Annotated in this window: 26 protein-coding genes and 1 pseudogene; 22 read left to right on the top strand and 5 right to left on the bottom strand. The window is 42.4% G+C overall.

Annotated features, from left to right (window positions below; all coding sequences use genetic code 11):
* Window positions 1-364: 364 nt before the first annotated feature.
* The 11 genes from O3621_RS00365 to lacG all read left to right on the top strand — a co-directional run bounded on the left by O3621_RS00365 (window position 365) and on the right by lacG (window position 10,033).
* The gene (locus O3621_RS00365) at window positions 365-1,126 is read left to right on the top strand and encodes a hypothetical protein (protein WP_185760217.1); all 762 of its coding nucleotides are present in this window, start codon (window positions 365-367) and stop codon (window positions 1,124-1,126) included.
* Between the two features lie 5 nt (window positions 1,127-1,131).
* Complete coding sequence (locus O3621_RS00370; protein WP_125353272.1) at window positions 1,132-1,317, top strand: hypothetical protein; 186 nt, start codon at window positions 1,132-1,134, stop codon at window positions 1,315-1,317.
* Window positions 1,318-1,579: 262 nt separating this feature from the next.
* Complete coding sequence (locus O3621_RS00375; RefSeq protein WP_314449365.1) at window positions 1,580-2,335, top strand: DeoR/GlpR family DNA-binding transcription regulator; 756 nt, start codon at window positions 1,580-1,582, stop codon at window positions 2,333-2,335.
* Between the two features lie 207 nt (window positions 2,336-2,542).
* The gene (gene lacA, locus O3621_RS00380) at window positions 2,543-2,968 is read left to right on the top strand and encodes a galactose-6-phosphate isomerase subunit LacA (RefSeq protein WP_032908103.1); all 426 of its coding nucleotides are present in this window, start codon (window positions 2,543-2,545) and stop codon (window positions 2,966-2,968) included.
* A gap of 16 nt (window positions 2,969-2,984) precedes the next feature.
* Window positions 2,985-3,500, top strand: coding sequence for a galactose-6-phosphate isomerase subunit LacB (gene lacB, locus O3621_RS00385; protein WP_002894723.1), 516 nt, complete (start codon window positions 2,985-2,987; stop codon window positions 3,498-3,500).
* 12 nt (window positions 3,501-3,512) lie between these two features.
* A complete protein-coding gene (locus O3621_RS00390) occupies window positions 3,513-4,442 on the top strand; it encodes a tagatose-6-phosphate kinase (RefSeq protein ID WP_125341005.1) in 930 nt (309 codons plus the stop codon).
* A gap of 3 nt (window positions 4,443-4,445) precedes the next feature.
* Entirely contained in the window at window positions 4,446-5,426 is a 981-nt protein-coding gene (lacD, locus tag O3621_RS00395; RefSeq protein WP_125341004.1) for a tagatose-bisphosphate aldolase, read from the top strand.
* A gap of 196 nt (window positions 5,427-5,622) precedes the next feature.
* The gene (locus tag O3621_RS00400) at window positions 5,623-6,456 is read left to right on the top strand and encodes a PRD domain-containing protein (protein WP_314449373.1); all 834 of its coding nucleotides are present in this window, start codon (window positions 5,623-5,625) and stop codon (window positions 6,454-6,456) included.
* Window positions 6,457-6,504: 48 nt separating this feature from the next.
* Window positions 6,505-6,822 carry a PTS lactose/cellobiose transporter subunit IIA gene (locus O3621_RS00405; RefSeq protein WP_009754858.1) on the top strand — a complete coding sequence of 106 codons (318 nt, stop codon included), beginning with the start codon at window positions 6,505-6,507 and terminating at the stop codon, window positions 6,820-6,822.
* Window positions 6,822-8,528, top strand: coding sequence for a lactose-specific PTS transporter subunit EIIC (locus O3621_RS00410; RefSeq protein ID WP_268689068.1), 1,707 nt, complete (start codon window positions 6,822-6,824; stop codon window positions 8,526-8,528). The genes O3621_RS00405 and O3621_RS00410 overlap by 1 nt, the downstream gene beginning before the upstream one ends.
* Window positions 8,529-8,626: 98 nt before the next feature.
* Window positions 8,627-10,033 (top strand): 6-phospho-beta-galactosidase, encoded by a 1,407-nt coding sequence (lacG, locus tag O3621_RS00415; RefSeq protein WP_314449381.1) that lies wholly within the window; start codon window positions 8,627-8,629, stop codon window positions 10,031-10,033.
* Window positions 10,034-10,087: 54 nt separating this feature from the next.
* Here lacG and O3621_RS00420 read toward each other — a convergent pair whose 3' ends face one another.
* Window positions 10,088-10,297, bottom strand: coding sequence for a helix-turn-helix transcriptional regulator (locus O3621_RS00420; protein WP_002894739.1), 210 nt, complete (start codon window positions 10,295-10,297; stop codon window positions 10,088-10,090).
* A 12-nt stretch (window positions 10,298-10,309) separates the two neighbouring features.
* On the bottom strand, window positions 10,310-10,837 hold the full coding sequence (locus O3621_RS00425; protein ID WP_314449383.1) for a DUF2975 domain-containing protein: 528 nt from the start codon (window positions 10,835-10,837) through the stop codon (window positions 10,310-10,312).
* 285 nt (window positions 10,838-11,122) lie between these two features.
* Here O3621_RS00425 and O3621_RS00430 point away from each other — a divergent pair.
* Window positions 11,123-11,683: pseudogene (locus O3621_RS00430) on the top strand (hypothetical protein).
* A 151-nt stretch (window positions 11,684-11,834) separates the two neighbouring features.
* Here O3621_RS00430 and O3621_RS00435 read toward each other — a convergent pair.
* Both O3621_RS00435 and O3621_RS00440 read right to left on the bottom strand, forming a co-directional pair.
* Entirely contained in the window at window positions 11,835-13,031 is a 1,197-nt protein-coding gene (locus O3621_RS00435) for a ferric reductase-like transmembrane domain-containing protein (protein WP_314449384.1), read from the bottom strand.
* A gap of 158 nt (window positions 13,032-13,189) precedes the next feature.
* The gene (locus O3621_RS00440) at window positions 13,190-14,512 is read right to left on the bottom strand and encodes a DUF2974 domain-containing protein (protein ID WP_314449386.1); all 1,323 of its coding nucleotides are present in this window, start codon (window positions 14,510-14,512) and stop codon (window positions 13,190-13,192) included.
* Between the two features lie 41 nt (window positions 14,513-14,553).
* On the opposite strand from O3621_RS00440, the gene O3621_RS00445 reads away from it, so the two are divergent.
* The 10 genes from O3621_RS00445 to O3621_RS00490 all read left to right on the top strand — a co-directional run bounded on the left by O3621_RS00445 (window position 14,554) and on the right by O3621_RS00490 (window position 23,198).
* Window positions 14,554-15,240, top strand: coding sequence for a response regulator transcription factor (locus O3621_RS00445; protein WP_314449388.1), 687 nt, complete (start codon window positions 14,554-14,556; stop codon window positions 15,238-15,240).
* A complete protein-coding gene (locus O3621_RS00450) occupies window positions 15,224-16,204 on the top strand; it encodes a sensor histidine kinase (RefSeq protein ID WP_314449390.1) in 981 nt (326 codons plus the stop codon). Before O3621_RS00445 ends, O3621_RS00450 begins: the two co-directional genes overlap by 17 nt.
* 11 nt (window positions 16,205-16,215) lie before the next feature.
* Window positions 16,216-16,596 carry a class Ib ribonucleoside-diphosphate reductase assembly flavoprotein NrdI gene (locus tag O3621_RS00455; protein ID WP_314449393.1) on the top strand — a complete coding sequence of 127 codons (381 nt, stop codon included), beginning with the start codon at window positions 16,216-16,218 and terminating at the stop codon, window positions 16,594-16,596.
* 147 nt (window positions 16,597-16,743) lie between these two features.
* Window positions 16,744-17,499, top strand: coding sequence for a TraX family protein (locus tag O3621_RS00460; RefSeq protein WP_314449395.1), 756 nt, complete (start codon window positions 16,744-16,746; stop codon window positions 17,497-17,499).
* A gap of 169 nt (window positions 17,500-17,668) precedes the next feature.
* On the top strand, window positions 17,669-18,448 hold the full coding sequence (locus O3621_RS00465; protein WP_002899832.1) for an ABC transporter ATP-binding protein: 780 nt from the start codon (window positions 17,669-17,671) through the stop codon (window positions 18,446-18,448).
* On the top strand, window positions 18,429-20,429 hold the full coding sequence (locus O3621_RS00470; RefSeq protein WP_311154522.1) for an ABC transporter permease: 2,001 nt from the start codon (window positions 18,429-18,431) through the stop codon (window positions 20,427-20,429). Before O3621_RS00465 ends, O3621_RS00470 begins: the two co-directional genes overlap by 20 nt.
* Window positions 20,430-20,579: 150 nt before the next feature.
* Window positions 20,580-21,446, top strand: a complete 867-nt coding sequence (locus O3621_RS00475) for an ABC transporter ATP-binding protein (protein ID WP_314450295.1) — start codon at window positions 20,580-20,582, stop codon at window positions 21,444-21,446.
* A 1-nt stretch (window position 21,447) separates the two neighbouring features.
* Window positions 21,448-22,293, top strand: coding sequence for an ABC transporter permease (locus O3621_RS00480; protein WP_004185916.1), 846 nt, complete (start codon window positions 21,448-21,450; stop codon window positions 22,291-22,293).
* Between the two features lie 22 nt (window positions 22,294-22,315).
* A complete protein-coding gene (locus tag O3621_RS00485) occupies window positions 22,316-22,771 on the top strand; it encodes a LytTR family DNA-binding domain-containing protein (protein WP_004185919.1) in 456 nt (151 codons plus the stop codon).
* A gap of 10 nt (window positions 22,772-22,781) precedes the next feature.
* A complete protein-coding gene (locus tag O3621_RS00490; protein WP_004185921.1) occupies window positions 22,782-23,198 on the top strand; it encodes a DUF3021 domain-containing protein in 417 nt (138 codons plus the stop codon).
* Window positions 23,199-23,316: 118 nt separating this feature from the next.
* On the opposite strand, the gene O3621_RS00495 is transcribed toward O3621_RS00490, so the two are convergent.
* Window positions 23,317-24,270, bottom strand: coding sequence for a hypothetical protein (locus O3621_RS00495; protein WP_004185924.1), 954 nt, complete (start codon window positions 24,268-24,270; stop codon window positions 23,317-23,319).
* Window positions 24,271-24,344: the final 74 nt, after the last annotated feature.

Raw genomic sequence — 24,344 nt, forward strand, 5'->3', positions numbered from 1 at the left:
CTGCTGGGGGATTTTTGTATTTGGAAATTAAAAAGGTATGGTGTGTGATTGAGAAAAGAATTATTAGTCAAAAACATTTAAATAACTGTCAGTACATTGACAAAGTTGACAAGTTGTAGGATAATTGGCTTGTAGATTTACTTTTATCTATTAAATTATTTTAGGAGAATTATTTATGGCTTTTTGGGATGATGTTGTTAAAGGAGCTGGTGACTTAGCCAATGGGACTGTTAAAGCAGTAGGAAATGGTTTTAATGCTACTACTAAAGCTGTCGGAGATGTTGCAGGGAGCGCTAGTAAAGAGATTGATAAGGTGGTTAATGGAGCTAAGGGTAAATTTGATGCGAAGCCAGAAGAAGTGGCCATGCAAGTCTTAGAGCAAGTATCCAAGCTTCCAGTAGTTAAAGTTGATAGAAATCAATTTTTAATGGATAAATTTGGCAAAGGTTTAAGTCAAGATGAAGTAGGGAAATTATTAGCTGATGGTCCTGTAAATATTGTTTCCAAGGATAAATTGGACAAAGCTGCAAAGGCTTGTATTATGGATAATGTCCTATTATCAAGTGGAGCTTCTGTTCTTGCTGGTTTACCAGGAGGAATTGCTATGGCTGTGACCATACCAGCAGATGTTGCTCAATATTATGCCATGGCTTTAAAATTAGCTCAAGAACTAGGTTATATCTACGGCTTCCAATATCTGTGGTCTGAAAAGGATAAATTAACAGAAGAAGCCCAAAATACGTTGCTATTGTATCTGGGTGTTATGTTAGGTGTCTCTGGAACAGGTGCGTTACTGAGAGCTGGAGGCGTGGCGATTGGAAAACAGGCACTCAAGTCAATTCCACAAAAAGCTTTAACAAAAACCTTGTATTATCCAATTTTGAAAAAAGTATTAAAGGTTTTCGGTATCAGTCTTACAAAGGGAACATTTGCTAAAGGAGTTTCCAAAGTTCTTCCAGTTGTTTCAGGGGTTATTTCAGGAGGTATCACTTTTGCTACTATGAAACCAATGGGGGAAAACTTGCAAAAAGAACTTTCTAAAATGATTGATTATAATGAAGAACAATATGAAAAAGATGTTAAATCAATCCGTAAAGAAGCTGAAGTAATTGAAGATGAGGAATAATTCAATTGTTAAAATTTATTATGAAAGTCTTTGGTTTCCAAGTATGGGCTAAAGGTATGAACAAAATATCTAAAGATTTGAATAAACCTAAGGAAATGTCTGTTGGAAAGGCTCTGTTCTATTCATTTACCTTTCCAAAAATGATTGGAATGTTTAATTGGATATTAAAGATGAATGACAAGGATAAGTAAAATTTAATCAAGTCTTCTCACTTGCTTTCAATTTTAATTGGCTGCTTAGGCAATATAAACTTTCTTTCCAAAATCAGCCTTAGTAATCTACATAGTGATTATTCAGAATAGAAATAAGCCTCAAGATAATCATCTTGAGGTTTTTCTAATGTCTTATATTATGTCGCAAACCCTCAATTTTGTTTAAAACAAACAAAAAATATGGAAAAAAACAGAAAAATGAGTTATAATAAACAAAACTAGAGTGTAGAGAGGGAATAGTATGGGTAAAAATCAGAGACAGGATGAAGTAGTAAAACTGGTTGATCGAGCTGGGACAGTGACGGTTGCTGAGATTGTAGAGAGTATGAAGGTCTCCGACATGACGGTTCGACGGGACTTGATTGAGTTGGAAAGTAAAGGGCTGCTGACTCGTGTTCACGGTGGGGCTAAAAGTAATCAGCACCTCAAGTATAGAGAAATCCCTCATGAAGAGAAGCTTTATCAGAATATCGAGGCCAAGCGGACTGTGGCCAAGAAGGCTGTGGAGCTGATTGAAGATGGCGATACTATTTTTCTTGGGCCGGGGACTTCTGTGGAAGTGCTGGCTGAGGAAATCACCAATCAACATCTGCGCGTGATTACCAATTGTCTGCCGATTTTTCGCGATCTTTTGAAGAAGAAGTCGGATACCTTCAAAGTTTTTCTCCTGGGTGGGGAGATGCGGGAAGCGACTCAAGCCTTTGTCGGCGAGATGACCAATGCCATCATGGATAAGATGTACTTTACTAAGATGTTTTTCAGTGGCAATGGTATCAAAAACGGGCAGATTATGACCTCTTCTTTTGAAGAGGCCTATACTCAGAAGCTAGCTTTGGAGCGCTCGACAGAGACATATCTACTGATTGATTCTTCTAAGATTGGCAAGGAAGATTTTACCTCTATCTGTCCTTTGTCGGAGATTACAGCTGTTATCACAGACCAGATGTCTGAAAATGCTCAAGAAGAACTGGAGGTTTATACCAAGATTATTTCCTAGTTTATTTTAAATGGATGAAAAAATTATCAAAAAGCTCTTTTTAGGGCTTTTTTGTTTATTTTAATCATCTTTAAAAATATTTTGATTAAAATAAACAAAAATTTGTTGACAAATAACTTTTAAAGGAGTATAGTATGCTTATAGGAAACAGAAAGTGTTTTTTATAAACAATATTCTGTGCAAAAAATCAAACAAAGGAGAATGCTCATGGCAATTATTATTGGAGCAGATACTGCTGGAAGTAAGCTGAAAGATGTGGTCAAGGATTTTCTCGTCGGAGAAAACTTTGAAGTGGTCGATGTGACGAAAGAAGGTCAGGATTTTGTTGATGTGACCCTTGCAGTTGCGGCTGAGGTGAATAAACAAGAGGAAAATCTTGGTATTGTCATTGATGCTTATGGTGCTGGTCCATTTATGGTAGCGACCAAAATCAAAGGCATGGTAGCGGCGGAAGTCTCAGATGAACGCTCTGCCTACATGACTCGCGGCCATAACAACTCTCGCATGATTACGATGGGAGCTGAAATCGTTGGTGAAGGGCTGGCTAAGAACATTGCCAAAGGCTTTGTCAATGGTAAATACGACGGCGGCCGTCACCAAATCCGGGTCGACATGCTCAACAAAATGTGCTAAGAAAAGGAGAAATCAAATGAAAATTGCAATTGGATGTGACCATATCGTTACCAATGAAAAAATGGCAGTCTCAGATTTTCTAAAATCAAAAGGCTATGAAGTTCTTGATTTTGGAACTTATGACCATACACGTACTCACTACCCAATCTTTGGTAAAAAAGTAGGGGAGGCAGTCGTTAGTGGACAAGCTGATCTTGGTGTTTGTATCTGTGGTACAGGTGTCGGTATCAACAACGCTGTAAATAAAGTTCCTGGTGTTCGTTCAGCTTTGGTACGTGACATGACTTCAGCTCTCTATGCTAAGGAAGAACTCAACGCAAATGTTATTGGTTTTGGTGGAAAAATTACTGGTGAGCTCCTCATGTGTGATATCATTGAAGCTTTCATCCATGCGGAGTACAAGCCGACTGAAGAAAATAAAAAATTGATCGCAAAAATTGAGCACGTTGAGACTCACAATGCTCATCAAACAGATGCCAACTTCTTTACAGAATTTCTTGAAAAATGGGATCGTGGAGAGTACCACGACTAGTGAGGTAGCCAGATGATTCTTACAGTGACCATGAATCCTTCTATCGATATTTCCTATCCCTTAGGAGAATTGAAAATAGATACTGTTAATCGTGTTGCAGAAGTCAGTAAAACAGCAGGCGGAAAGGGTCTCAACGTAACCAGGGTCTTGGCAGAAATTGGAGACAATGTTGCTGCGACGGGCCTGATTGGTGGGACTAATGGAGAGTTCTTATTACAAAACCTTCATCCTAATGTTAGACAATGCTTTTATAACATTTCGGGAGATACGAGAAACTGTATTGCTATCTTACACGAAGGCAAGCAAACAGAAATCCTGGAAGCCGGTCCGACTATTACAGCAGATGAGGCGAGGGATTTCAAAGAGCGCTTCCGGTCTTTGATGGCTGAGGCGGATGTTGTCAGTATCTCGGGCAGTCTGCCAGCGGGCTTGCCAACAGAATACTATGTCCAGCTGATTGAAATGGCTAATCAAGCTGGCAATAAGGTGGTGCTGGATTGCTCTGGGGCAGCTCTGGAAGCTGTGCTCAAATCAGATGTCAAACCAACTGTTATCAAGCCTAATAATGAGGAACTTTCTCAGTTATTGGGGCACGAAGTTTCCAAAGATTTGGATGAGTTAAAACCTGTCCTTTCAGAACCGTTCTTTGATGGAATCGAGTGGATCATCGTATCTCTTGGTGCAGACGGAGCTTTTGCCAAACACTGGGACACTTTCTATAAAGTAGATATTCCTAAAATCCAAGTGGTCAATCCAGTTGGCTCTGGCGACTCAACTGTTGCAGGGATCTCTTCAGCCTTGAGTCATCAAGAAGATGATGTCTCTCTGCTCAAAAAAGCTAACGTTCTCGGCATGCTCAATGCCCAAGAAAAAATGACTGGACATGTCAATGTCTACAATTATGATAATTTATATAATCAAATCACAGTAAAAGAGGTATAAAGAATGGTATTAACAGAACAAAAACGCAAGTACATGGAAAAACTTTCTGACGAGAATGGCATCATTTCTGCCTTGGCATTTGACCAACGTGGTGCTTTGAAACGCCTTATGGCTCAACACCAGGAAGTAGAACCAACAGTAGCTCAAATGGAAGAACTGAAAGTTTTGGTTGCAGAAGAGCTAACTCCTTATGCTTCATCTATGCTTCTGGATCCTGAGTATGGACTGCCTGCTACTAAGGCTTTGGACAAGAATGCTGGCTTGCTATTGGCCTATGAAAAGACAGGCTATGATACTTCAAGCACCAAGCGCCTGCCAGACTGTCTGGATGTTTGGTCTGTAAAACGCATCAAAGAACAAGGTGCGGATGCGGTGAAATTCCTTCTTTACTATGATGTAGACAGCTCTGAAGAACTCAACCAGCAAAAGCAGGCTTATATCGAGCGTGTGGGGTCAGAGTGTGTGGCAGAAGATATTCCTTTCTTCCTTGAAATCTTGGCTTACGATGAAAAGATTGCGGATGCTTCCAGCGCTGAGTATGCTAAAGTCAAGCCTCACAAGGTTATCGGTGCCATGAAGGTCTTCTCTGATTCACGTTTCAACATTGATGTCTTGAAAGTGGAAGTTCCAGTCAACGTTAAATACGTTGAAGGCTTTGGCGATGGTGAAGTAGTGCATACTAAAGAACAAGCTGCTGCCTTCTTCAAGGAACAAGATGAGGCGACCAACCTGCCATACATCTACTTGAGTGCTGGTGTATCAGCGAAACTCTTCCAAGAAACACTTGTATTCGCTCATGAGTCAGGTGCTAACTTCAACGGCGTTCTTTGCGGACGTGCGACTTGGGCTGGCAGTGTCAAAGACTACATTGAGCAAGGTGAAGAAGCAGCTCGCAAGTGGCTTCGTACAACAGGATTTGAAAATATTGATGAGCTCAACAAGGTTCTTCAAAAAACAGCTACCTCTTGGAAAGAAAGAGCCTAAAATTTGTTAAAAAATAAATAAAGTAAGGGTTTACATTCTGCGACTGATATGCTATAATGAAATCAGAAATTGAATAGGGTGAGCGTTACTAAGTTGGATTAGGCGTGACCGCAAATAAATTGAGGGAAGATATAGCCTCGGTTTGTTTGTGGTCTTTTTGTTTTGCCAGAACCCTAGAAAATGAAGAGGAGGAGATATGTATCGAATCATACATCCTATGAACAACAATGTCGCTCTAGCCAAACATGCAAATGGTGAAGAGGTTGTTCTGATTGGCAGTGGCATAGCTTTTAATAAAAAGAAGGGTGATATCGTTCTGGAAAGTAAGATTGAGAAAATCTTTCGCCTAAGAACGGAAGAGTCTAAAGAAAACTTTGTGGCCTTGCTCAAAGATGTTCCACTGGACTTTATCACAGTGACTTATGATGTGATTGACACCCTTTCTAAGAAGTATGATTACCCTGTCCAGGAGTATATCTATGTCACGCTGACGGATCACATCTACTGTTCATATCAGGCTCTGCAGCAGGGGCGATACAAGGAAAGTGATCTGCCGGATGCTTCGGACAAATACCCTGTCCCTTATCAGATTGCCCAGGAAGCAGTAGCCATATACCGTGAGCGGTTGTTGGATCATTTCCCTAGCGACGAGGTCAATCGCATTGCCTATCACTTTATCAATGCTGAAGGGGAAACGGATCCTGAAAGTCAGAGTCACTTGGGCAGGCGAAAAGATATTTTGGCTGCTGTTGAGGCAGAGCTGAAGAAAAATGGTATTAAAAGAAGTGCAGAAAACAGCAACTTTTATGACCGTTTTATGATTCACCTGAACTATTTTTTAGACTATCTGGACCGAAGTCGTGATGACAATGTTTCCCTGCTGGAAATGGAAAGTCAGATCCAGATGACCTATCCTCAAGCCTATCAGGTCGGAAGTGATATTTACCACATCATTGCCCAGAAGACGGGAATTGATCTCTACCGCAGCGAACGGGTCTACCTGGTGCTGCATATTCAACGCCTTTTATAATAGCAAATAATAATAAAATTTTACATAAGAATACAAGGAGGATCTCTCATGAATAGAGAAGAAGTAACATTGCTCGGTTTTGAAATTGTGGCCTACGCTGGTGACGCTCGCTCCAAGCTCTTAGAAGCTTTGAAAGCAGCAGAAGCTGGGGATTTTGCTAAGGCAGATGCCTTGGTGGAAGAAGCCAATAGCTGCATCGCTGAAGCTCATCATGCTCAGACAAGTCTCTTGACAAAAGAAGCGGCTGGCGAGGACTTGGCTTACAGTGTGACCATGATGCACGGCCAGGATCACTTAATGACTACTATCTTGCTAAAAGACATGATGCACCATTTGATTGAACTATACAAAAGAGGAGTAAAATAATGAACAAACTCATCGGACTAATTGAGAAAGGGAAGCCTTTCTTTGAGAAGATTTCTCGGAATATTTATCTTCGTGCTATTCGGGATGGCTTTATCGCTGGTATGCCAGTTATCCTTTTCTCATCTATCTTTATCTTGATTGCCTATGTGCCAAATGCTTGGGGCTTCCACTGGTCTAAGGATATTGAAACTTTCCTTATGACTCCTTATAGCTATTCGATGGGAATTCTGGCTTTCTTTGTGGGTGGGACCACTGCAAAGGCTTTAACAGATTCTGTCAACCGCGACCTGCCTGCGACAAATCAGATTAACTTCTTGTCTACTATGCTGGCTTCTATGGTCGGCTTCCTCCTCATGGCGGCTGAGCCTGCCAAGGAAGGTGGCTTCCTGACAGCCTTCATGGGAACCAAAGGTCTTTTGACAGCTTTCATCGCAGCCTTTGTTACGGTTAATGTCTACAAGGTTTGTGTGAAAAATAATGTCACCATCCGCATGCCAGAAGAAGTTCCACCAAATATTTCCCAAGTATTTAAAGACTTGATTCCATTTACTGTCTCAGTCGTTCTGCTCTACGGTTTGGAACTGCTTGTTAAAGCAAGTCTAGGAGTAACCGTTGCGGAATCCATTGGAACGCTTCTTGCTCCACTCTTTTCAGCGGCAGATGGCTATCTAGGAATCACGCTTATCTTTGGTGCTTATGCTTTCTTCTGGTTCGTGGGAATTCACGGTCCGTCTATCGTTGAGCCTGCCATTGCTGCCATTACTTATGCTAATATCGATGCTAACTTGGCTCTGGTTCAAGCTGGTCAGCATGCGGATAAGGTTATCACTTCTGGTACGCAAATGTTCATCGTTACCATGGGTGGAACTGGTGCGACCTTGATTGTTCCATTCCTCTTCATGTGGATCTGTAAGTCCGAGCGTAACCGTGCAATTGGACGGGCATCTGTTGTCCCAACTTTCTTTGGTGTTAATGAGCCCATTCTCTTTGGTGCTCCAATCGTACTGAATCCGATTTTCTTCATTCCATTTATCTTTGCACCTATCGCAAACGTATGGATTTTCAAATTCTTTGTTGATACTTTGAACATGAACTCCTTCTCAGCCAACCTTCCTTGGGTGACACCTGGACCTCTGGGAATTGTGCTGGGTACGAACTTCCAGCTTCTGTCCTTTGTACTAGCAGCCCTCCTTGTCGTAGTAGATGTGATTATTTACTATCCATTCGTCAAGGTTTATGACGAACAAATCCTAGAAGAAGAACGTTCTGGCAAAGCTAACGATGCTCTTAAAGAAAAAGTAGCAGCTAACTTTAATACTGCTAAAGCAGACGCTATCCTTGAAAAAGCAGGAGTGGACGAAGAAGCTCCAACTCAAAACAATATTAGCGAAGAAACCAATGTTCTGGTGCTCTGTGCAGGTGGTGGTACTAGCGGATTGCTGGCCAACGCTTTGAATAAAGCAGCAGCTGAATACAATGTTCCTGTCAAAGCAGCAGCTGGCGGCTACGGTGCTCACCGTGAAATGCTGCCTGAGTTTGACCTGGTTATCCTGGCTCCTCAAGTTGCCTCCAACTTTGAAGACATGAAGGCTGAAACAGATAAATTAGGTATCAAACTGGCTAAGACTGAAGGCGGCCAATACATCAAACTCACCCGTGATGGCAAAGGAGCGCTAGCCTTCGTTCAGGAGCAATTTAACAACTAAATTGTTAGTCCATTTGAGGTGAAGCAAAGTTCAATTCCCCTGTTACCTATCTATTTACTTACTTGTTTCACCTCAAAGGCTATTGAAAGGAAAATAAGATGACAAAAAGCTTACCTAAAGATTTTATTTTCGGCGGCGCAACAGCAGCCTATCAAGCTGAGGGAGCAACCCACACAGATGGAAAAGGACCTGTTGCCTGGGATAAATACCTAGAGGATAACTACTGGTACACGGCGGAGCCTGCCAGTGACTTTTACCACAAATACCCAGTGGATCTGAAATTGGCTGAAGAATATGGTGTCAATGGGATTCGGATTTCCATCGCTTGGTCACGGATTTTTCCGACAGGCTATGGCGAGGTCAATCCAAAAGGTGTGGAATTTTACCATAATCTTTTCGCAGAATGCCACAAGCGTCATGTAGAACCTTTTGTGACCCTTCACCACTTTGATACACCAGAGGCCCTTCATTCAAATGGCGATTTCCTCAATCGGGAAAATATTGAGCACTTTGTGGACTATGCGGCTTTCTGTTTTGAAGAATTTCCAGAAGTTAGCTATTGGACAACTTTCAACGAAATTGGTCCTATTGGTGATGGTCAGTACTTAGTTGGAAAATTCCCGCCGGGGATTCAGTATGACTTGGCCAAGGTTTTTCAATCCCATCACAACATGATGGTCTCCCATGCCCGTGCCGTTAAGCTCTATAAGGACAAGGGATACAAGGGTGAAATCGGTGTCGTTCATGCACTTCCGACAAAATATCCTTACGATCCAGAAAATCCAGCAGATGTCAGAGCGGCAGAGTTGGAAGATATTATTCATAACAAGTTTATCCTAGATGCGACTTATCTGGGGCACTATTCAGATGTAACTCTGGCAGGAGTGAATCATATCCTTAAGGTCAATGGTGGTCAGCTGGATCTGCGAGATGAAGACTTTGCAGCTCTAGAAGCGGCTAAAGACCTCAATGACTTCCTTGGCATCAACTACTATATGAGTGATTGGATGCGCGACTTTGACGGTGAAACAGAAATTATCCATAACGGAAAAGGCGAAAAGGGAAGCTCCAAGTACCAGATTAAGGGAGTAGGGCGCAGAGAATCTCCAACCCATATTCCGAAAACTGATTGGGATTGGATTATCTATCCGCAAGGTCTCTATGACCAAATCATGCGGATTAAGAAAGATTATCCCAACTACAAGAAGATTTATATCACAGAAAATGGTCTGGGTTATAAGGATGAATTTGTGGACAATACGGTTTACGACGATGCTCGGATCGACTACGTCAAGCAGCATCTGGAAGTCTTATCCGATGCGATTGCGGACGGGGCTAATGTCAAGGGCTACTTTATCTGGTCTCTGATGGATGTCTTTTCTTGGTCTAACGGTTATGAAAAGCGTTACGGCTTATTCTACGTAGACTTCGAAACGCAGGAACGCTATCCGAAGAAATCCGCTCACTGGTATAAGAAACTAGCCGAAACACAAATGATTGAATAGGCAAATAAAAACTCCCCTCCTAGCTGAATGGAATCGGCTAAGACGGGAGTTGTTTTATTCTTCATCATCTGTAAATTCTAGGATGTCTCCAGGCTGGCAATCAAGGGCCTGACAGATAGCATTGAGGGTGCTAAAGCGGATAGCCTTAGCCTTGCCCGTTTTGAGAATGGAAAGATTGGCGTTGGTGATACCGATGATATCGGCCAGTTCTCCCAGTTTCATCTTTTTCTTGGCCAGCTGGACATCAAGATTAACGATAATCATGATAGCAGCCTCCTAGATGGTAAATTCATTCTCTTCAGCTATATCAATCCCCTTTTCCAGAATTTTCATCATCAGCCAAATAATCAGAGCACCCAAGAGAGGTGTAAAGCTCACACTGGCGTTAAAAGAGAAGGGGAGGGTGATGGGATTGCCTGATGCTGCAACCTTAACGGAAAGAAAGGTCAGAGCCAAAAAGACTTTCCATGCCTTATCAGCTAGTTGCGTGTTTGATGAATCAAAAATCTTTCCACCAATCAAATTTTTGATGAAATTACGAGCAAGATAGATGAGATAAATAGTCAAAGAAGCTGTGAGAAGATTTATAACAAAGGCTAGAATACTCCACAAATTTGAAAAATCAACTGAGGGCAGAAATTGAACATTGAGCTTTATTCCCAACCTGTCGGAAAGACCGGTGTAAGAAATCACACTTAGGATAGTAAGAAACACTAGAATAGCAGCATAACCCACTATGATAAGATTCAGTAGAGTAACGATATCTTTGAGCAAAGAGTTATTTTTTAATTCAATCTTTTTCATGATGCTTACCTCTATCGAAAATCAGCCGGCAGTAGATTTTCTTTTCCTTTTATTCTTATTATAATCTATTTTTTATTGTATTTCAAGAAAAATATATCGAAAAACGATAAAATATATACCCTTTTATCATAAAAGCCATTACTTGTTTCTTGTGCCATAAAGTTTTCAAATTAATTTAAGGAGGAAAAAATGGGAATTTTTGATTTCTTTAAAAAATAGTCGGATTTTTGACAGCACTTTATTTTTATTCTATAATAAATTTACTTTTTATTTAAGGAGACAAAAATGAAAAAAATTTTTTCAGCCAGCGTGGCTCTTTTAGCAGCAGTTACCTTAGCAGCATGTTCAAATAATCATTCATCCGTTACTTCTAAATCTTCATAAAGCAAGGCTACTTCTAGCTCAGTTAAAAAGTCTTCAAAATCAAGTAGTAAAGAAAGTAACTCAAGCAGCTCAAGTACTTCTTCAAGTGCCAATTTAGAAACACCTGACTTTGTCTTGGTTACAGACGAAGAAATCGCTAACGCAACAACAATTGGTGACTTGAAAACCGTCTATAATAAGCTTGCGGATAATTACATCAAATATAGTGGAGAAATTAGAGAAAAACTCCCTGAGTCTGAAAGAGCAGATTTTGACAAAGAAGCGGAAGCAGGTTTGAAAGCTTTTGAGGAATCAAAACAGACTCTTAGTGATCAATTATCTCAGTATGGTTCAGATGATTTAGAAGTTCCAGCAGAAGTACGGGATCCGTTCCTGCAAAACTTAAAAGAGAAACGTGATAAACTGGTAAATGTTTTGAAAATGTCTTATCTGTTTGTTTCAAATATGCCTAAAAATCAGTAAGATTGATGATTGAAATTAGTCCTTATTCTCTGGAGAAGATTTTTACGAATCAGGCAGACCTCCCAATCTGTATCTTGATTCAGCTCCATCCATTACTAGACAATAAAATATCAGGAGCAACCTTATTGTTGTTCCTGATATTTTATACTCTTTATTTAAATTTAAAACCTTCATAGACCAGATCTGCTTTAGGATTGGTCTTTTTAAATTCGTTGGCTAGTTTATCCATCATCTTGACAGGTCCGCACATGAAGACGGTGGTTTGGTTGTCCAGAGGATAATTCTTGAAGTCCAAATAGCCGGAGACCTTGCTATCGACCAAATGAAGGTCAAACTGCGGATTCTTGGCAGCGTAGTCTTTGAGTAGGTCTAGGTAAACAGCATTTTCAGCTCCAGTGTAAGCATAGTAGAAGCTGACTGGACGATTCAGATTAGGATTTTCTCGGATATAGGAAATGAAGGGGGTAATACCAATCCCACCAGCAATCCAGATTTGTTTTTCCTGCCCTTGGTCAAGAATCATGTGTCCATAAGCTCGGTCAATGGTGACCTTGGTTCCCTCTTGGATCTTGTCATACAGTTTCTTAGTGTGATCGCCAGAGTTCTTAATAGTAAAGTAGACGATATTGTCATGACCACCAGAGATAGAGAAGGGATGCGGCGCTTTTTCAAATCCTTCTTGGAAAATCTTGACGAAGGCAAACTGACCGTACTGGTAGTCTAGCTTTTGACTGAGCTGAATCTTCAGCTCCACGGTATCGTGGTTCAGTCGTTTGACCTGCAGGATTTTCCCCAGATGGCGAAAGGCCAAACTTTGATAGAGGAAGATGATGTAAAAGCCAGAAGCTAAACCTATGATAGCGTAGAATCCGACTACGAAGCCTAGTAAGGTCGGTGTTAGGAGTCGACCGCCCATCAGCATATAGGCGTGGAAGAGACCAAAGATATAGGCCAAATAGACAAAGCGGTGAATCCAGCGCCAAGCCTCATATTTGATGTGCTTGCCAAGATAGGCCACCAGAACAATGCTGACAAATAGATAGATGCCGACGTTCCCAAGCTGAGCTGCCAGATGAGAGCCCCAGAGACTGCCACCCATAGCAACATTGTGGAGAGCAAGCAGGACGACGGAAAAGATAGCTGTAAACTTATGATAAGCATACATCTTTTCGATGCCATGGAACCATTTTTCCAAAAGTGCGTTCCGAGTCGCAAGTAAAAAGGTCAGCGAAAGGGTTGTTAAGGCCAAACCGGGTACAATAAAGTTGGTCATTCCAGCTGAAGCCCAAGCATAGATGGTCAGGATTATGCTAACAGCAATAAGGGCGATTCCTTTGATAGATTTCATGATGGTTTCCTTTCTGATTTTTATCACTACTTAGTTGTAAATTAATTTGTTACATTCTAACAAAGAAAAAACAAGCTGTCAAGATAAGCGCTTGTTTTGTTTTTTGTATGGATAGGTCAAGTCTTCCGTTAGCCAAGCCATAGAAGAGATTTGTGATTTTACTCTTGAACCTCTGCGGCAGTGTCTTCCTTTTTGTCAGTCTCAGACTGGCCGAAAGGCAACTGCTTACTCCAGCGTGATAGGTTTTCTCGTATATCCTTGCCAATAGAAGAAGGGTTAGGCAAGCTAATGGAGTCTTTCCAGCTTTGGACACGCATATCCAGCAAGAGCTTGGACAAGCGCAGCAGCATGTCACGTTCTTGGTCTGTTAGAGACTTAGCATTTTTCAAGATATCGAGGACTTTGTTAAAGTTTTCAACATTGGAAAGTTCGTCGACAGACTGGATACCAGCATCCAAAATCAGTCCGAAAAAGAGGTCGAAAAAGTCTTTAAGTTCTTCATCTGAAACGGTGCTCACCCAATTTTTAAACGTTTTGTCTATCTGCAGGCTCTCTGCATCTAGTGTATCCAGCAATAGGAAAGAGTCTCCCTTGGTTTTCCACGAAAAGGTATCGTGCTGGGCAAAGCCGCCGATGGCACTGCTTTTGACAATCCTAGCTTCCTTAGGTGTTTCCAGCATCATGCCGACGATGGAGTTCTGAGGCAGGTAGCGTTTCATCCTTTCAACCAAAGCCTGATAGCCATCGCTTTCGATGACAGAGTGATTGAGACCGGGAGAGTCATAGCTGTAGATGGCTTTAATACGGTCTTGAAGCGATGCTTCCATCTGACTGGCTGCATAAGAAGCCAGGTTTCCTCCTTTGGAATGGCCGGTTAGGATAAAGTTACCGGGCAGATTTTCTAAGGCCTTCTGCAGGTAGCGGGCGGCCATTTTCTGAGCAGGGATCTGATCCATATAGGTCATGTGGAAGTCTTCCTTCCAGCCGACAATGGAGTCGTCCGTACCGCGAAAGACCAGAACATAGGTATCAGGCTTGATTTTGAAAATCAAGGCAGCGAATTGCTTCTGGATATCTTGGTCAACGTCATTGACATAGCCCATCAGTTTTAGATTTTTAAAGCGGGTAGAGGCTGCGGCCAAATCTAGCAGTTTCAGCCGATTCTTGCTGACCATCATGGAGAGGTCGCGCGGTACTTGATTGGCCAAATCCAGCAGCCGGCAGTCACAGTAAGGGGACATATCTTCATGTACCAACTGGTCAAAAGGCAAGTAGGTTAGCTCTGTCAGAATTAGCAGATCCAGTTCATTGAAAGGTTTATCATAAATGCTGTCATGCTGGACTTCTTCAAGGTAAGTAAAAATATTGCTCATATTATATCTCCAATTTCTACTAGTTAGTATAGCATATTTTTCTGATAGAATTTCTCTTTTCCAGAAAAATCCTACCTTAGACTGAGGATGATAAACAAGCAAGCGCATTTTTTGGTATAATGTTACTAGCAAGAAATCGGGAGGGAAAGATGCATAAGATTTTACTAGTAGAAGATGATCCAGTCATTCGTCAGATGGTTAAGAAAATGCTGGAACAATGGGGCTTTCAGGTAGTTGCAGTTGAGGACTTTATGGATGTGCTGACTGTCTTTGTCCGAGAGGAGCCGCATTTGGTACTGATGGATATCGGCCTGCCCTTGTTTAACGGCTATCATTGGTGTCAGGAAATCCGTAAGATTTCAACGGTGCCTATCATGTTTCTGTCTTCCCGTGATCAGTCCATGGACATTGTCATGGCTATCAATATGGGGGCAGATGACTATGTGACCAAGCCTTTTGACAATAATGTCTTTCTGGCTAAAGTTCAGGGCTTGCTGCGCCGTTCCTATGAGTTCGGAAACGATCAGAGTCTCTTGGAGCACCAAGGTGTCATTCTCAATCTCAAGTCGACAGATCTGGTCTTTGATGGGCAAGTTGTGACCTTGACTAAGAATGAATTTCAGATTTTACGGGTTCTCTTCGAGCACGCTGATGGTATCGTGGCGCGTGATGATCTGATGAAGGAACTCTGGAACAGTGACTTTTTCATCGACGATAATACCCTATCGGTCAATGTTGCTCGCCTGCGTAAAAAGCTTGAAGAGCACGGACTGAAGAATTTCATCGAAACCAAAAAAGGAATAGGATACGGTCTCATCAATGGACACACAGGATAAATTTTTCTTTCTTAGATTTTACCTTTATTCACGGCGATTTTTTCTAGCTCTGCTGATTTTGCTGCTAGGCTTTATTCTGCTCTTTGCCTTTGTCTTTGATGCTTACCGCAGTCTGCTGGAATACGTTGCGCTCTTGCTGGCTTTTCTGTCTTTCTTGTTTATCGGAGCAGATGCTTGGACGGCCTATAAGGGTTATCGCAGCCAGAAGCTGCAAGCCTCTGCTCAGGCGCAGACTCCTCTAGAAAAGCTTTTGCAGGAAAGAGTGGAAGAGTTGGAGTATGAACAGAAGAATCAGCTCTTGGTTGAGCAGGAAAAATACAATGATTTGCTGGACTACTATACTCTTTGGGTTCATCAAGTCAAGACACCCATTGCAGCCAGTTCACTCTTGATTGGAGACTTGAAAGATAAGGAAGCCAAGTCTCAGCTGGAGCAGGAGCTCTTCAAGATCGAATCCTACGTTCATCTGGTGCTCCAGTACCTCCGTCTGGAAAGCTTCCATGACGATCTAGTTCTGAAGCAGGAAAATCTTGCTGATTTGGTCAGAGAAGTTGTCAAGAAATACGCTCTTTTCTTTATTCAGCAAGGACTCAGTCTTAATCTTCATGATCTAGACTACACGGTTGTCACTGATAAAAAGTGGTTTCTAGTGATTTTGGAGCAGGTCCTGTCCAATAGTCTTAAATACACCAAAGAAGGCAGTATAGAGATTTATTTTCACGAGGGCAGCCTCTACATTAAGGACACGGGTCTGGGGATTCAAAATGCTGATTTGCTGCGGGTTTTTGAGCGTGGTTTCTCAGGCTACAACGGTCGTCTGACCCAGCAATCGTCAGGCTTAGGTCTTTATCTGTCCAAGAAAATTGCTGACCAGCTGGGACACAAGATTGCTATAGACTCTCAAGTGGGTCAGGGAACGACGGTTTCCATCGCCTTTCCTGAGAAGAAATTGATTTTTGAATAGGAGGAAGAAAGTTGCTAGTAGTGGTTTATGATAGCCTGACTGGTTTGGGCAAGAAGTTTGCTAATAGTCTGGAACTGCCTAGCCAGTCAGTCTGGAAAAAGCTGGAGGAACCCTGTATTTTAGTCAGCAGAAATAGCGGAGCAGGGCAGATTCCGTGGACGACCAAGCGCTTCATCAGAAAGTACAGACATCTAATCAAAGGCTTTGTCATCAATGGCAATCAGAAGCGTTATCCGCGGACCTTTTGCGGGGCAACGGATAAGATAGTGGAGCAGTATGGTCTCCGCCATATTCGTAACATAGAGGGTTCTGGAACGGAAGCAGACAGACAAGCAGTCAAAGCCTTTTTAGAACAGTTGCGGACGGAAGAAAGTTTTCATAAAAGCCACTAGGTTTTGTGCTATTTAGGTAGATGCTTTGCAAGATTTTTAAAAGTGACAAAATTGTAAGAATAAAACTAGCAAATGAAAGGTTAGGTTATGGTACCAGCCTTTCTTTTTTATTATCATATAGGTAAGAAATAAGAAGGAGACAGAAAAATGAAATCAAAAGGTTTGAATGCTTTTCAGTTGAAGCTCTTTATGGCATTTCTTATGGTTTTTGACCATATCAGCCAGATACCGGGGCTGGTGCCGGATGGCTGGGATGGCGTCTTGCATGCCCTAACCCGCTGTGTCGGAGTAGCATTTGCCTTCATGGCAGTGGAAGGCTTTCTCCACACTCGCAACCGCCTGGCTTACAATATGCGGCTCTTCTTTTGGGCAGCCCTGATGCAAACAGGAAACTGTATCCTGACGCTTCTCTTTCAGGAGAAGGGCATTTACCTCACTCACAACATCTTCCTGACCTTGGCCTGCGGGGTCCTCATGCTGAGTCTTTTCTTTGGCTTTTCTGAAAATGGCGGAGCTGCTAAGGATAGGAAGCGTGGCTTGCGGATAGCAGCAGGAGTATTAGTTTTGCTGGCTGGGCTTCTCTTTAGCGAAGGTGGCATGGCTCTGCTTCCTTTCATGCTCTTGACCTACCTTTTTAGAAACCAAGTCTTTTTCAGAAACTTGTCCTATGTAGTTTGGGCGGGAGTTCTCTTTGCCATGAGTATTCAAATTTATCCAACCTTGCAGGACACGCTATCGATGTTGCTCTATAATTCAGACTGGCTCTTTATCAGTGTTCTTCCTCTCTTGCACTTCTACAATGGTGAGCGAGGATCCAGCAGCAAGTGGAGCAAATATTTCTTCTATATTTTCTATCCAGCCCACCTTTGGCTAATTGCTTTGATTGCCTTTTGGGTAAAATAAAGCCCATCTCATCTTACAAAAGTGTAAGATTGCACTTTAAAATGTAAGCTTAGGTTATGGCAGGGCGGTTGGTATTGAGATAAAATAGACTTATCAATTAGGAGGCAGTTCATAAATACTGCTAAAAGCAGGGCTTTGATAGGTGCCTGCTAGACAGAAAGGAAACAAGATGACATTATTAGACGTACAGCACGTGAAAAAAATTTATAAAACCCGCTTTCAGGGTAGTCAAGTAGAGGCACTGAAGGACATTCACTTTACGGTAGAAAAAGGTGAATATGTCGCCATCATGGGGGAGTCAGGCTCCGGGAAATCCACCCTGCTCAACATCCTGGCCATGCTGGACAAGCCAACTGAGGGCCGCGTCTTTCTTAATGGAACTGACACAGCAACCATCAAAAACAGTCAGGCTTCCAGCTTCCGCCGGGAGAAATTAGGCTTTGTCTTTCAGGATTTCAATCTGTTGGATACCCTGTCGGTCAAGGATAATATTCTACTGCCTCTGGTCCTCTCTCGTCGTCCCATTACCGAGATGATGCAAAAGCTGGTTACGACCTGCAACGAGCTGGGGATTAACAAGCTGCAAGAGAAGTTTCCTTATGAGATTTCCGGTGGCCAGAAGCAACGGGTTGCAGTAGCTCGGGCAATTATCACAGACCCTGAGATTCTGCTGGCGGACGAGCCGACGGGAGCCTTGGATTCCAAATCTTCGGCAGCCCTGTTAGATGTCTTTGACGACATTAATGCCCGCGGTCAAACCATTCTCATGGTGACCCACTCAACTGCAGCGGCTAGCCGGGCCAAGCGGGTGCTCTTTATCAAGGATGGGATTCTCTACAACCAAATCTTCCGTGGTGACAAGACCGAGCGGCAGATGTTCCAAGAGATTTCCGATACTCTGACTGTTATGGCAAGTGAGGTGGGCAATTATGTTCAAACTAACGAGTAAACTGGCTTTGTCAAATCTAGTTAAAAATCGCAGTTTGTATTATCCATTTGCTTTGGCGACGGTACTGGCAACAGCGATTTTGTATAGTTTTGTCTCACTAGCTTATAGCCCCAATATGGAGACCTCTTATGGCGGTGCAGCTGCTCGCATGACCTTGCAGTTTGGCATCCATGTCATTCAGATTGCCGTCCTTATCCTCATTACCTATGCTAATAGCTTCGTCATGAAAAACCGCTCCCGAGAGTTGGGAGTCTATAGTCTGCTGGGCATGGAGAAAAAGCATCTGCTAGTCATGACCTTCTTTGAACTCTGTGTCTTTTATCTGGTTACAGTCGGTCTGGGTATCTTGTCTGGCCTAGCTTTAGATAAGATGCTCTACGCAGTCCTTTTGAAATTGATGGGAATGCCGGCAGTTCTTGCCTCGACCTTCCAATGGCAGAATGTTTTGATGACTCTAGCCAGTCTGGGTATTGCTTTTGCGGTGATTTTGTTGCTCAACTCTACGCGTCTTCTACGCTATAGCTCTCTTAATCTAATGAAAGAAAAGAAAGCAGGCGAGAAGAAGGGACGCTTCCTTTTTCTGCAAACCTTGCTGGGGCTCCTGCTCATGGGTGTGGCTTATTATATGGCTTTGACCGTTACCAAGCCTGTCGCTGCTATCGGCAATTTCTTTATAGCTGTGGTTATGGTTATCATCGCAACCTATCTGCTTTTTAATGCAGGTTCGATTACGCTATTGCAATTTCTCAAAAAGCGCAAAGGCTACTACTACAAAACGCAGAATTTCATTTCTGTTTCCAATCTCATCTCGCGGATGCGTAAAAATGCAGCAGGATTGGCAACTATCTCCATTCTATCTACCATGCTCTTAGTGACTCTGGTTGGTACAATAAATATCTATGTTGGGGGTCAGGATTATATTACTACCTTGCATCCAAAGGATTATAATGTCAGTATCGTCTTGCCGAAATCGACCGATCAGAAGGAGGCTCTGTTGGACAAGGTCCAGCAAGTAGCTCAGGACTCAGGTCTGAAGAAGCCAAGCTATACTACCTATCTCTACCAATCAGCCTTCATTACGAAACTGACTGGTAATGATGTGACAGTTCCAATGCAAAGAGAGCTGGAGTCGGATACAAGTATCTTGACAAAGTCTGCTGGCACGATTACAGTCATCAATCGCCAGGATTATGAAAAAATGACAGGGGAAAAGATAGACTTAGCAGATGATGAAACCTTAGTTTACGGGAAAAATATTTCCTTAAATAAGGACAAGCCTCTCCGAGTGAATGGTAAGGACTGGAAGATTAAGCAGCTTTTATCGTCGAATTTCACGCATGGGGAAATCCCTAATCCAAACGATGTGACCATGGAACAGGGACTCTATATGGTGGTCAATGATAGCAAAGATGTTAATCTCGATGTGGAACATTACTACTACATTGGAGTTGCTTCAGAGACTAAGGGCAGTAAAAAGTTTGTCGAGCAAGTCCAATTGGGGTTGAGGGACACTTTGGATCAGGAACAAGCTCAAGATGGTAGCTTTGCAATGGCTAGTGACCGTTATAGTGCAGAAAAGAGCTATCAAGAACTTACTGGAACCTTGCTCTTCATAGGTGTCTTCCTCTCCGTTATCTTCCTTCTAGGAGCCGTTCTCGTGATTTACTATAAGCAAATCTCTGAAGGCTATGAAGACCGAGATGGCTTTATCATCTTGCAAAAAGTTGGTTTAGATGAAAAGCAGACTAGAAGTACCATTCGTAAGCAGATTTTGACTGTTTTCTTCCTACCTCTCATCTTTGCTTTTCTACATGTAGCAGCGGTCTTTCATATGTTGCGCTTGATAGTTGCCCTACTAGGTGTGACTAATCTTCCTCTTTTGATTCAGACAACACTTGCAACTTGCGGAGTCTTCCTCCTGACCTATATTCTGGTCTTTCTTCTGACTTCACGCAGCTACCGCAAGATTGTCGCCCGCTAAGAGCAAATCCCTGACCAGAGGTCGGGGATTTTTTGATGTCTGGATTTTCACCTCTCATCTCCCTCATTTTACCGCTTGTCCAAAAAGCTGAGATTTTTCAAAAAAGACTTGCTATTATAGTCTCAGAAGTAAAGAAAAGGAGAAAAGATCATGTTAGTAGAAACGAAAAATCTTAGCAAGGTTTATGGCGATAAGGTGGCAGTTAATGATCTGAATATTCAGATTGAGAGAGGCAGTTTTACAGCTATTCTAGGCCCTAATGGTGCAGGAAAATCGACAACTATTCAGATGCTGATAGGTCTCTTGAAGCCAACGTCTGGGCAGATTTGCTATGCTGAAAAGCTTAGACTGGGTATGGTTTTCCAAAACAGTGTCTTGGACGCTCGGCTGACAGTTTTGGAAAATCTGACCATCAGAGCCAAGCAGTATAAGGAGATGCCGGCAGGTAGAATCGAGCGCTTGGTCTCTCAGCTAGGTTTATCAGCCTTTGCCAAGCAGCCTTATGGGACACTTTCTGGCGGCCAAAAGCGTCGGGTGGACATTGCTCGAGCCCTGCTCAACAGTCCCGACCTGCTTTTTCTAGATGAGCCTACGACAGGCCTGGACATTCAGACTCGGGAGAGTATCTGGAGCCTACTCAAACAAATTCAGAAAGAAGAGCAGATGACCATTGTCTTGACAACCCACTATCTCAATGAAGCTGATGATGCGGATAAGATCTATATCGTAGATCATGGTCAGGTCATTGCCCAAGGCTCCGCAGACCAGATTAAGGGAAACTATGCCCGTAATGTCTTACGGATTTTGAGTCAAGACTCAGTAGGTTTAGAGAAAAGTTTGCCCAGAGGCTGCGCTTGGGAGCAAGTCAAGGAAGGGGAATTTATCCTCCACCCTAAAACGACTCAAGAAGCTCTGACCTTATTGGCTCAGGCTGGTCCCTATATTGAACAATTTGAATTCCAACTCGGAACCATGGACGATGCTTTTATGGCACTGACAGGAAGAGAGGTACGCTAATATGCTCGCTTTGATTAAACGCAATTTTTTACTTTATTTTCGCAACCGCAGTGGGGTAATTTTGTCCCTCTTCGGAGCCATTATTCCCTTTGTGCTTTATATCGTTTTTTTGAAAAGTAATTCTGGAGGCTATTCCAGCCAGCTGATGGACTTGTGGTTGATTGGTGGCGTGTTGGCAGTTACAGCATTAACAACCACATTGGCAGCTTTCTCTCGGCAGGTCGAAGACCGGGAGCGGAAGGTGACAGATGACCTCTTTATCACAGACTTGGGACCATGGGGCTTGCAGCTTAGTTATCTTATCAGCTCTGTTATTATCGGATTTTTGATGCAGGTCATTATGTTTGCCTTTATGCTCAGCTATTTTATGCAGGCGGATAAAATTTCCTTTGAATGGGGAAATCTTTCTTACCTGGTTCTTCTGATGCTCTTAAATAGCCTCTTGGCCACACTGATAAATGCTCTGATTGTTCAACGCTTCAAATCAGTGGATAGTCTGGGGAAATTAGCGACAGTAGTCGGAGCGACCTCTGGTTTTCTAGTGGGAACCTATATCCCTATTGGAAACTTGCCGAACATGGCACAAAACCTGATGAAGCTTACCCCTTCTAACTACATGGCATCTCTTTTCAGACAGCTTCTCATGAAGGAAAGTCTAGCAGATACTTTTGCCAATAACAGCCAGTCACGAGCAGCTTTTGAAAAAACAATGGGAATTCGCATTGAATGGCAGGAGCTCTTGACAAGGACAGAAACTTTCTATATAGTTGGAATAGTTTTAGTTGCAATAGCGCTTATTTGGATAGTGCAAAATCTGATTGTCATCCGCCGGCTGAAACTACAATAGAATGTGAATAGGGAGCTTCCTCTTGCAAGCAAAATTTGAAACAGATCCGACCATTTCTTCCAAGGATCCGCTGGTTGTGGTCAAGGCAGACCAGTTAGCGGCAGAAGCCAAGTCCATCTTAGATTATTTAGAGCAGTACAAGGCTGGGCCAAGTGGTGTCCTGCCTATCAAGTCGGACGATAAGCTTATCTTGCTGAAGACTGAAGATATTATCCTAGCAGACATCAACCAGACAACTTTGATGATTTACAGCAGAGAAGGCATTTACCAGACGACAGAGACCTTGACTCGCTTTCAGCAGCGGATTAGCAGCTCGAACTTTATCCAGGTTTCCCGGCATGCTGTCATCAATATTGACCATCTGGAGTCTTTGTCTGACAGTTTTTCTGGCAATATGACGGCCAAGCTGACCAATCAAATCAAGACCGAAGTCAGCCGTCGTTATGTCAAACTCTTGATGGAATATCTGGGAATCTAGGAGGTAAGTGATGAGTATAAAAAAATGTCTACACGCTATATTAATGGGCATCCAGACAGGGAGTGCAGTCTATCTGATTGCCCTTGCTTTCTCTATTCAAAAACATCCGCCCACAACTAGTAATATCATCAGTGTCATGGTGATGAGCGGTTTGATTGGGATTGTCAGTTCAATTTTAAAAACTCTTGAAGACCGATTCTCTTTTTTAGTCTCGATGTTACTGCGCTTTGCTGCGGTCGCAGTCCTAGTATGCTGTTTCATGGTCTATAATAACTGGGGATTTTTAATTGCCAGCTGGCATTTTTGGCTAGATTTTATTCTGATTTATCTCTTTGTATGGCTCTTTCTTTACTTGGATACAAATCTTAAGACTAAGAAGATTAACAGTGCCTTGGCCAAGCGCAGAAGGGAAAAAGAAGGCAAGTAATCTACCGAAAAACGTTCTGACAAGCATATCATAAAAAAATGGAGCTGGGATTGTATCCTGCTCCTGTTTTTATATAAAAAACTCAAGCTGGAAAATCTAGCTTGAGTTTTATGTGCTATTACACTCCCAATCTGATATGAGGGAAGTGGTTGTAGAGATAGTCAAAGGTTGACTGGAGTTTGGTATCTGTTGTTTTACCAATGTTCTTAATAGGCATTTGGTATTTCTTTTGATTGTTTCGAACAGCAACTAAGGTTGAGTTTCTGTTTGAAGCAACGAAGCCGCGATGCATGGTGAGAATATGGTGGTAAAGATGGACGACCTGTTTGAGATCAATTGCTTTGAAACCTCGATAGTAGGTAATGAGATGGTCTTTATAAACAACAATTTTCAGCACATCATCGTGGAAAGACGCTTGCTCAAGCAGGATATTGAGATTGTCCTTGGCCTCTGGATAGGCTGCATAGATTTCTTCGTAGGCAGCAATATTTTTCTTGCGGCCGATAATTCCCATAGTGACAAAGAAAACACAGAGTCCAATCAAAAACAGAATGTAGAACATGAATGCAAGATTGTCAGATTCAAATTCAGTGATAGAGATATAGGAGCTGCTTGACATTACTGTGATGACTTCGGGATTGTCTGCTAGGAGACCGCGAACGAGGCTGCCATAATTAGAGATATATCCCTGATTTTTTTTAGGGGAGTTAGCATTAACGTAGGAGCCAACGATTCGGACAGGATTTTTTTCCAGCTCGCCCTTTTTCTCTTTTTCCAAGAGCTGGGCAATCTGCTTGTCTCCTTTTTTAGCCTGCAGACCAACATATCCGTCTTGGTAGGCAACCAGCCAAACTTGAGTATTATCTTCTACTTCAATCAGGGCCTCTGGGAAAATATATGACACTTCAGCATAGACTGCTGAATCTGATCCAGACTCGCTATTTCGGTCATAGGCAGTCTTGGTGTTGACTTTTTGGTATTGGATAAAGCCCATCACTGCAGCAACAACTAGAAAAATAAGAGAAATTACCAGTAGGGCGATGGTACCCTGGTTTCGTCTTTCCTTGAGCATAGCTCAACCTCCAAAATATAATCTAAAAAATAATTTGATTAGCAAACTATCTTTTTTGTATAGTATAACATAAA

The organism is Streptococcus sp. 20925_1_22 (assembly GCF_041431685.1).
Classification (GTDB): Bacteria; Bacillota; Bacilli; order Lactobacillales; family Streptococcaceae; genus Streptococcus.

Coding starts and splice junctions, on each gene's coding strand:
- O3621_RS00365 (WP_185760217.1), top strand. CDS start 365: ATGCAAGTCTTAGAGCAAGTATCCAAGCTTCCAGTAGTTAAAGTTGAT.
- O3621_RS00375 (WP_314449365.1), top strand. CDS start 1,580: ATGGGTAAAAATCAGAGACAGGATGAAGTAGTAAAACTGGTTGATCGA.
- lacA (WP_032908103.1), top strand. CDS start 2,543: ATGGCAATTATTATTGGAGCAGATACTGCTGGAAGTAAGCTGAAAGAT.
- lacB (WP_002894723.1), top strand. CDS start 2,985: ATGAAAATTGCAATTGGATGTGACCATATCGTTACCAATGAAAAAATG.
- O3621_RS00390 (WP_125341005.1), top strand. CDS start 3,513: ATGATTCTTACAGTGACCATGAATCCTTCTATCGATATTTCCTATCCC.
- lacD (WP_125341004.1), top strand. CDS start 4,446: ATGGTATTAACAGAACAAAAACGCAAGTACATGGAAAAACTTTCTGAC.
- O3621_RS00400 (WP_314449373.1), top strand. CDS start 5,623: ATGTATCGAATCATACATCCTATGAACAACAATGTCGCTCTAGCCAAA.
- O3621_RS00405 (WP_009754858.1), top strand. CDS start 6,505: ATGAATAGAGAAGAAGTAACATTGCTCGGTTTTGAAATTGTGGCCTAC.
- O3621_RS00410 (WP_268689068.1), top strand. CDS start 6,822: ATGAACAAACTCATCGGACTAATTGAGAAAGGGAAGCCTTTCTTTGAG.
- lacG (WP_314449381.1), top strand. CDS start 8,627: ATGACAAAAAGCTTACCTAAAGATTTTATTTTCGGCGGCGCAACAGCA.
- O3621_RS00420 (WP_002894739.1), bottom strand. CDS start 10,297: ATGATTATCGTTAATCTTGATGTCCAGCTGGCCAAGAAAAAGATGAAA.
- O3621_RS00425 (WP_314449383.1), bottom strand. CDS start 10,837: ATGAAAAAGATTGAATTAAAAAATAACTCTTTGCTCAAAGATATCGTT.
- O3621_RS00435 (WP_314449384.1), bottom strand. CDS start 13,031: ATGAAATCTATCAAAGGAATCGCCCTTATTGCTGTTAGCATAATCCTG.
- O3621_RS00440 (WP_314449386.1), bottom strand. CDS start 14,512: ATGCGCTTGCTTGTTTATCATCCTCAGTCTAAGGTAGGATTTTTCTGG.
- O3621_RS00445 (WP_314449388.1), top strand. CDS start 14,554: ATGCATAAGATTTTACTAGTAGAAGATGATCCAGTCATTCGTCAGATG.
- O3621_RS00450 (WP_314449390.1), top strand. CDS start 15,224: ATGGACACACAGGATAAATTTTTCTTTCTTAGATTTTACCTTTATTCA.
- O3621_RS00460 (WP_314449395.1), top strand. CDS start 16,744: ATGAAATCAAAAGGTTTGAATGCTTTTCAGTTGAAGCTCTTTATGGCA.
- O3621_RS00465 (WP_002899832.1), top strand. CDS start 17,669: ATGACATTATTAGACGTACAGCACGTGAAAAAAATTTATAAAACCCGC.
- O3621_RS00470 (WP_311154522.1), top strand. CDS start 18,429: ATGTTCAAACTAACGAGTAAACTGGCTTTGTCAAATCTAGTTAAAAAT.
- O3621_RS00475 (WP_314450295.1), top strand. CDS start 20,580: ATGTTAGTAGAAACGAAAAATCTTAGCAAGGTTTATGGCGATAAGGTG.
- O3621_RS00480 (WP_004185916.1), top strand. CDS start 21,448: ATGCTCGCTTTGATTAAACGCAATTTTTTACTTTATTTTCGCAACCGC.
- O3621_RS00490 (WP_004185921.1), top strand. CDS start 22,782: ATGAGTATAAAAAAATGTCTACACGCTATATTAATGGGCATCCAGACA.
- O3621_RS00495 (WP_004185924.1), bottom strand. CDS start 24,270: ATGCTCAAGGAAAGACGAAACCAGGGTACCATCGCCCTACTGGTAATT.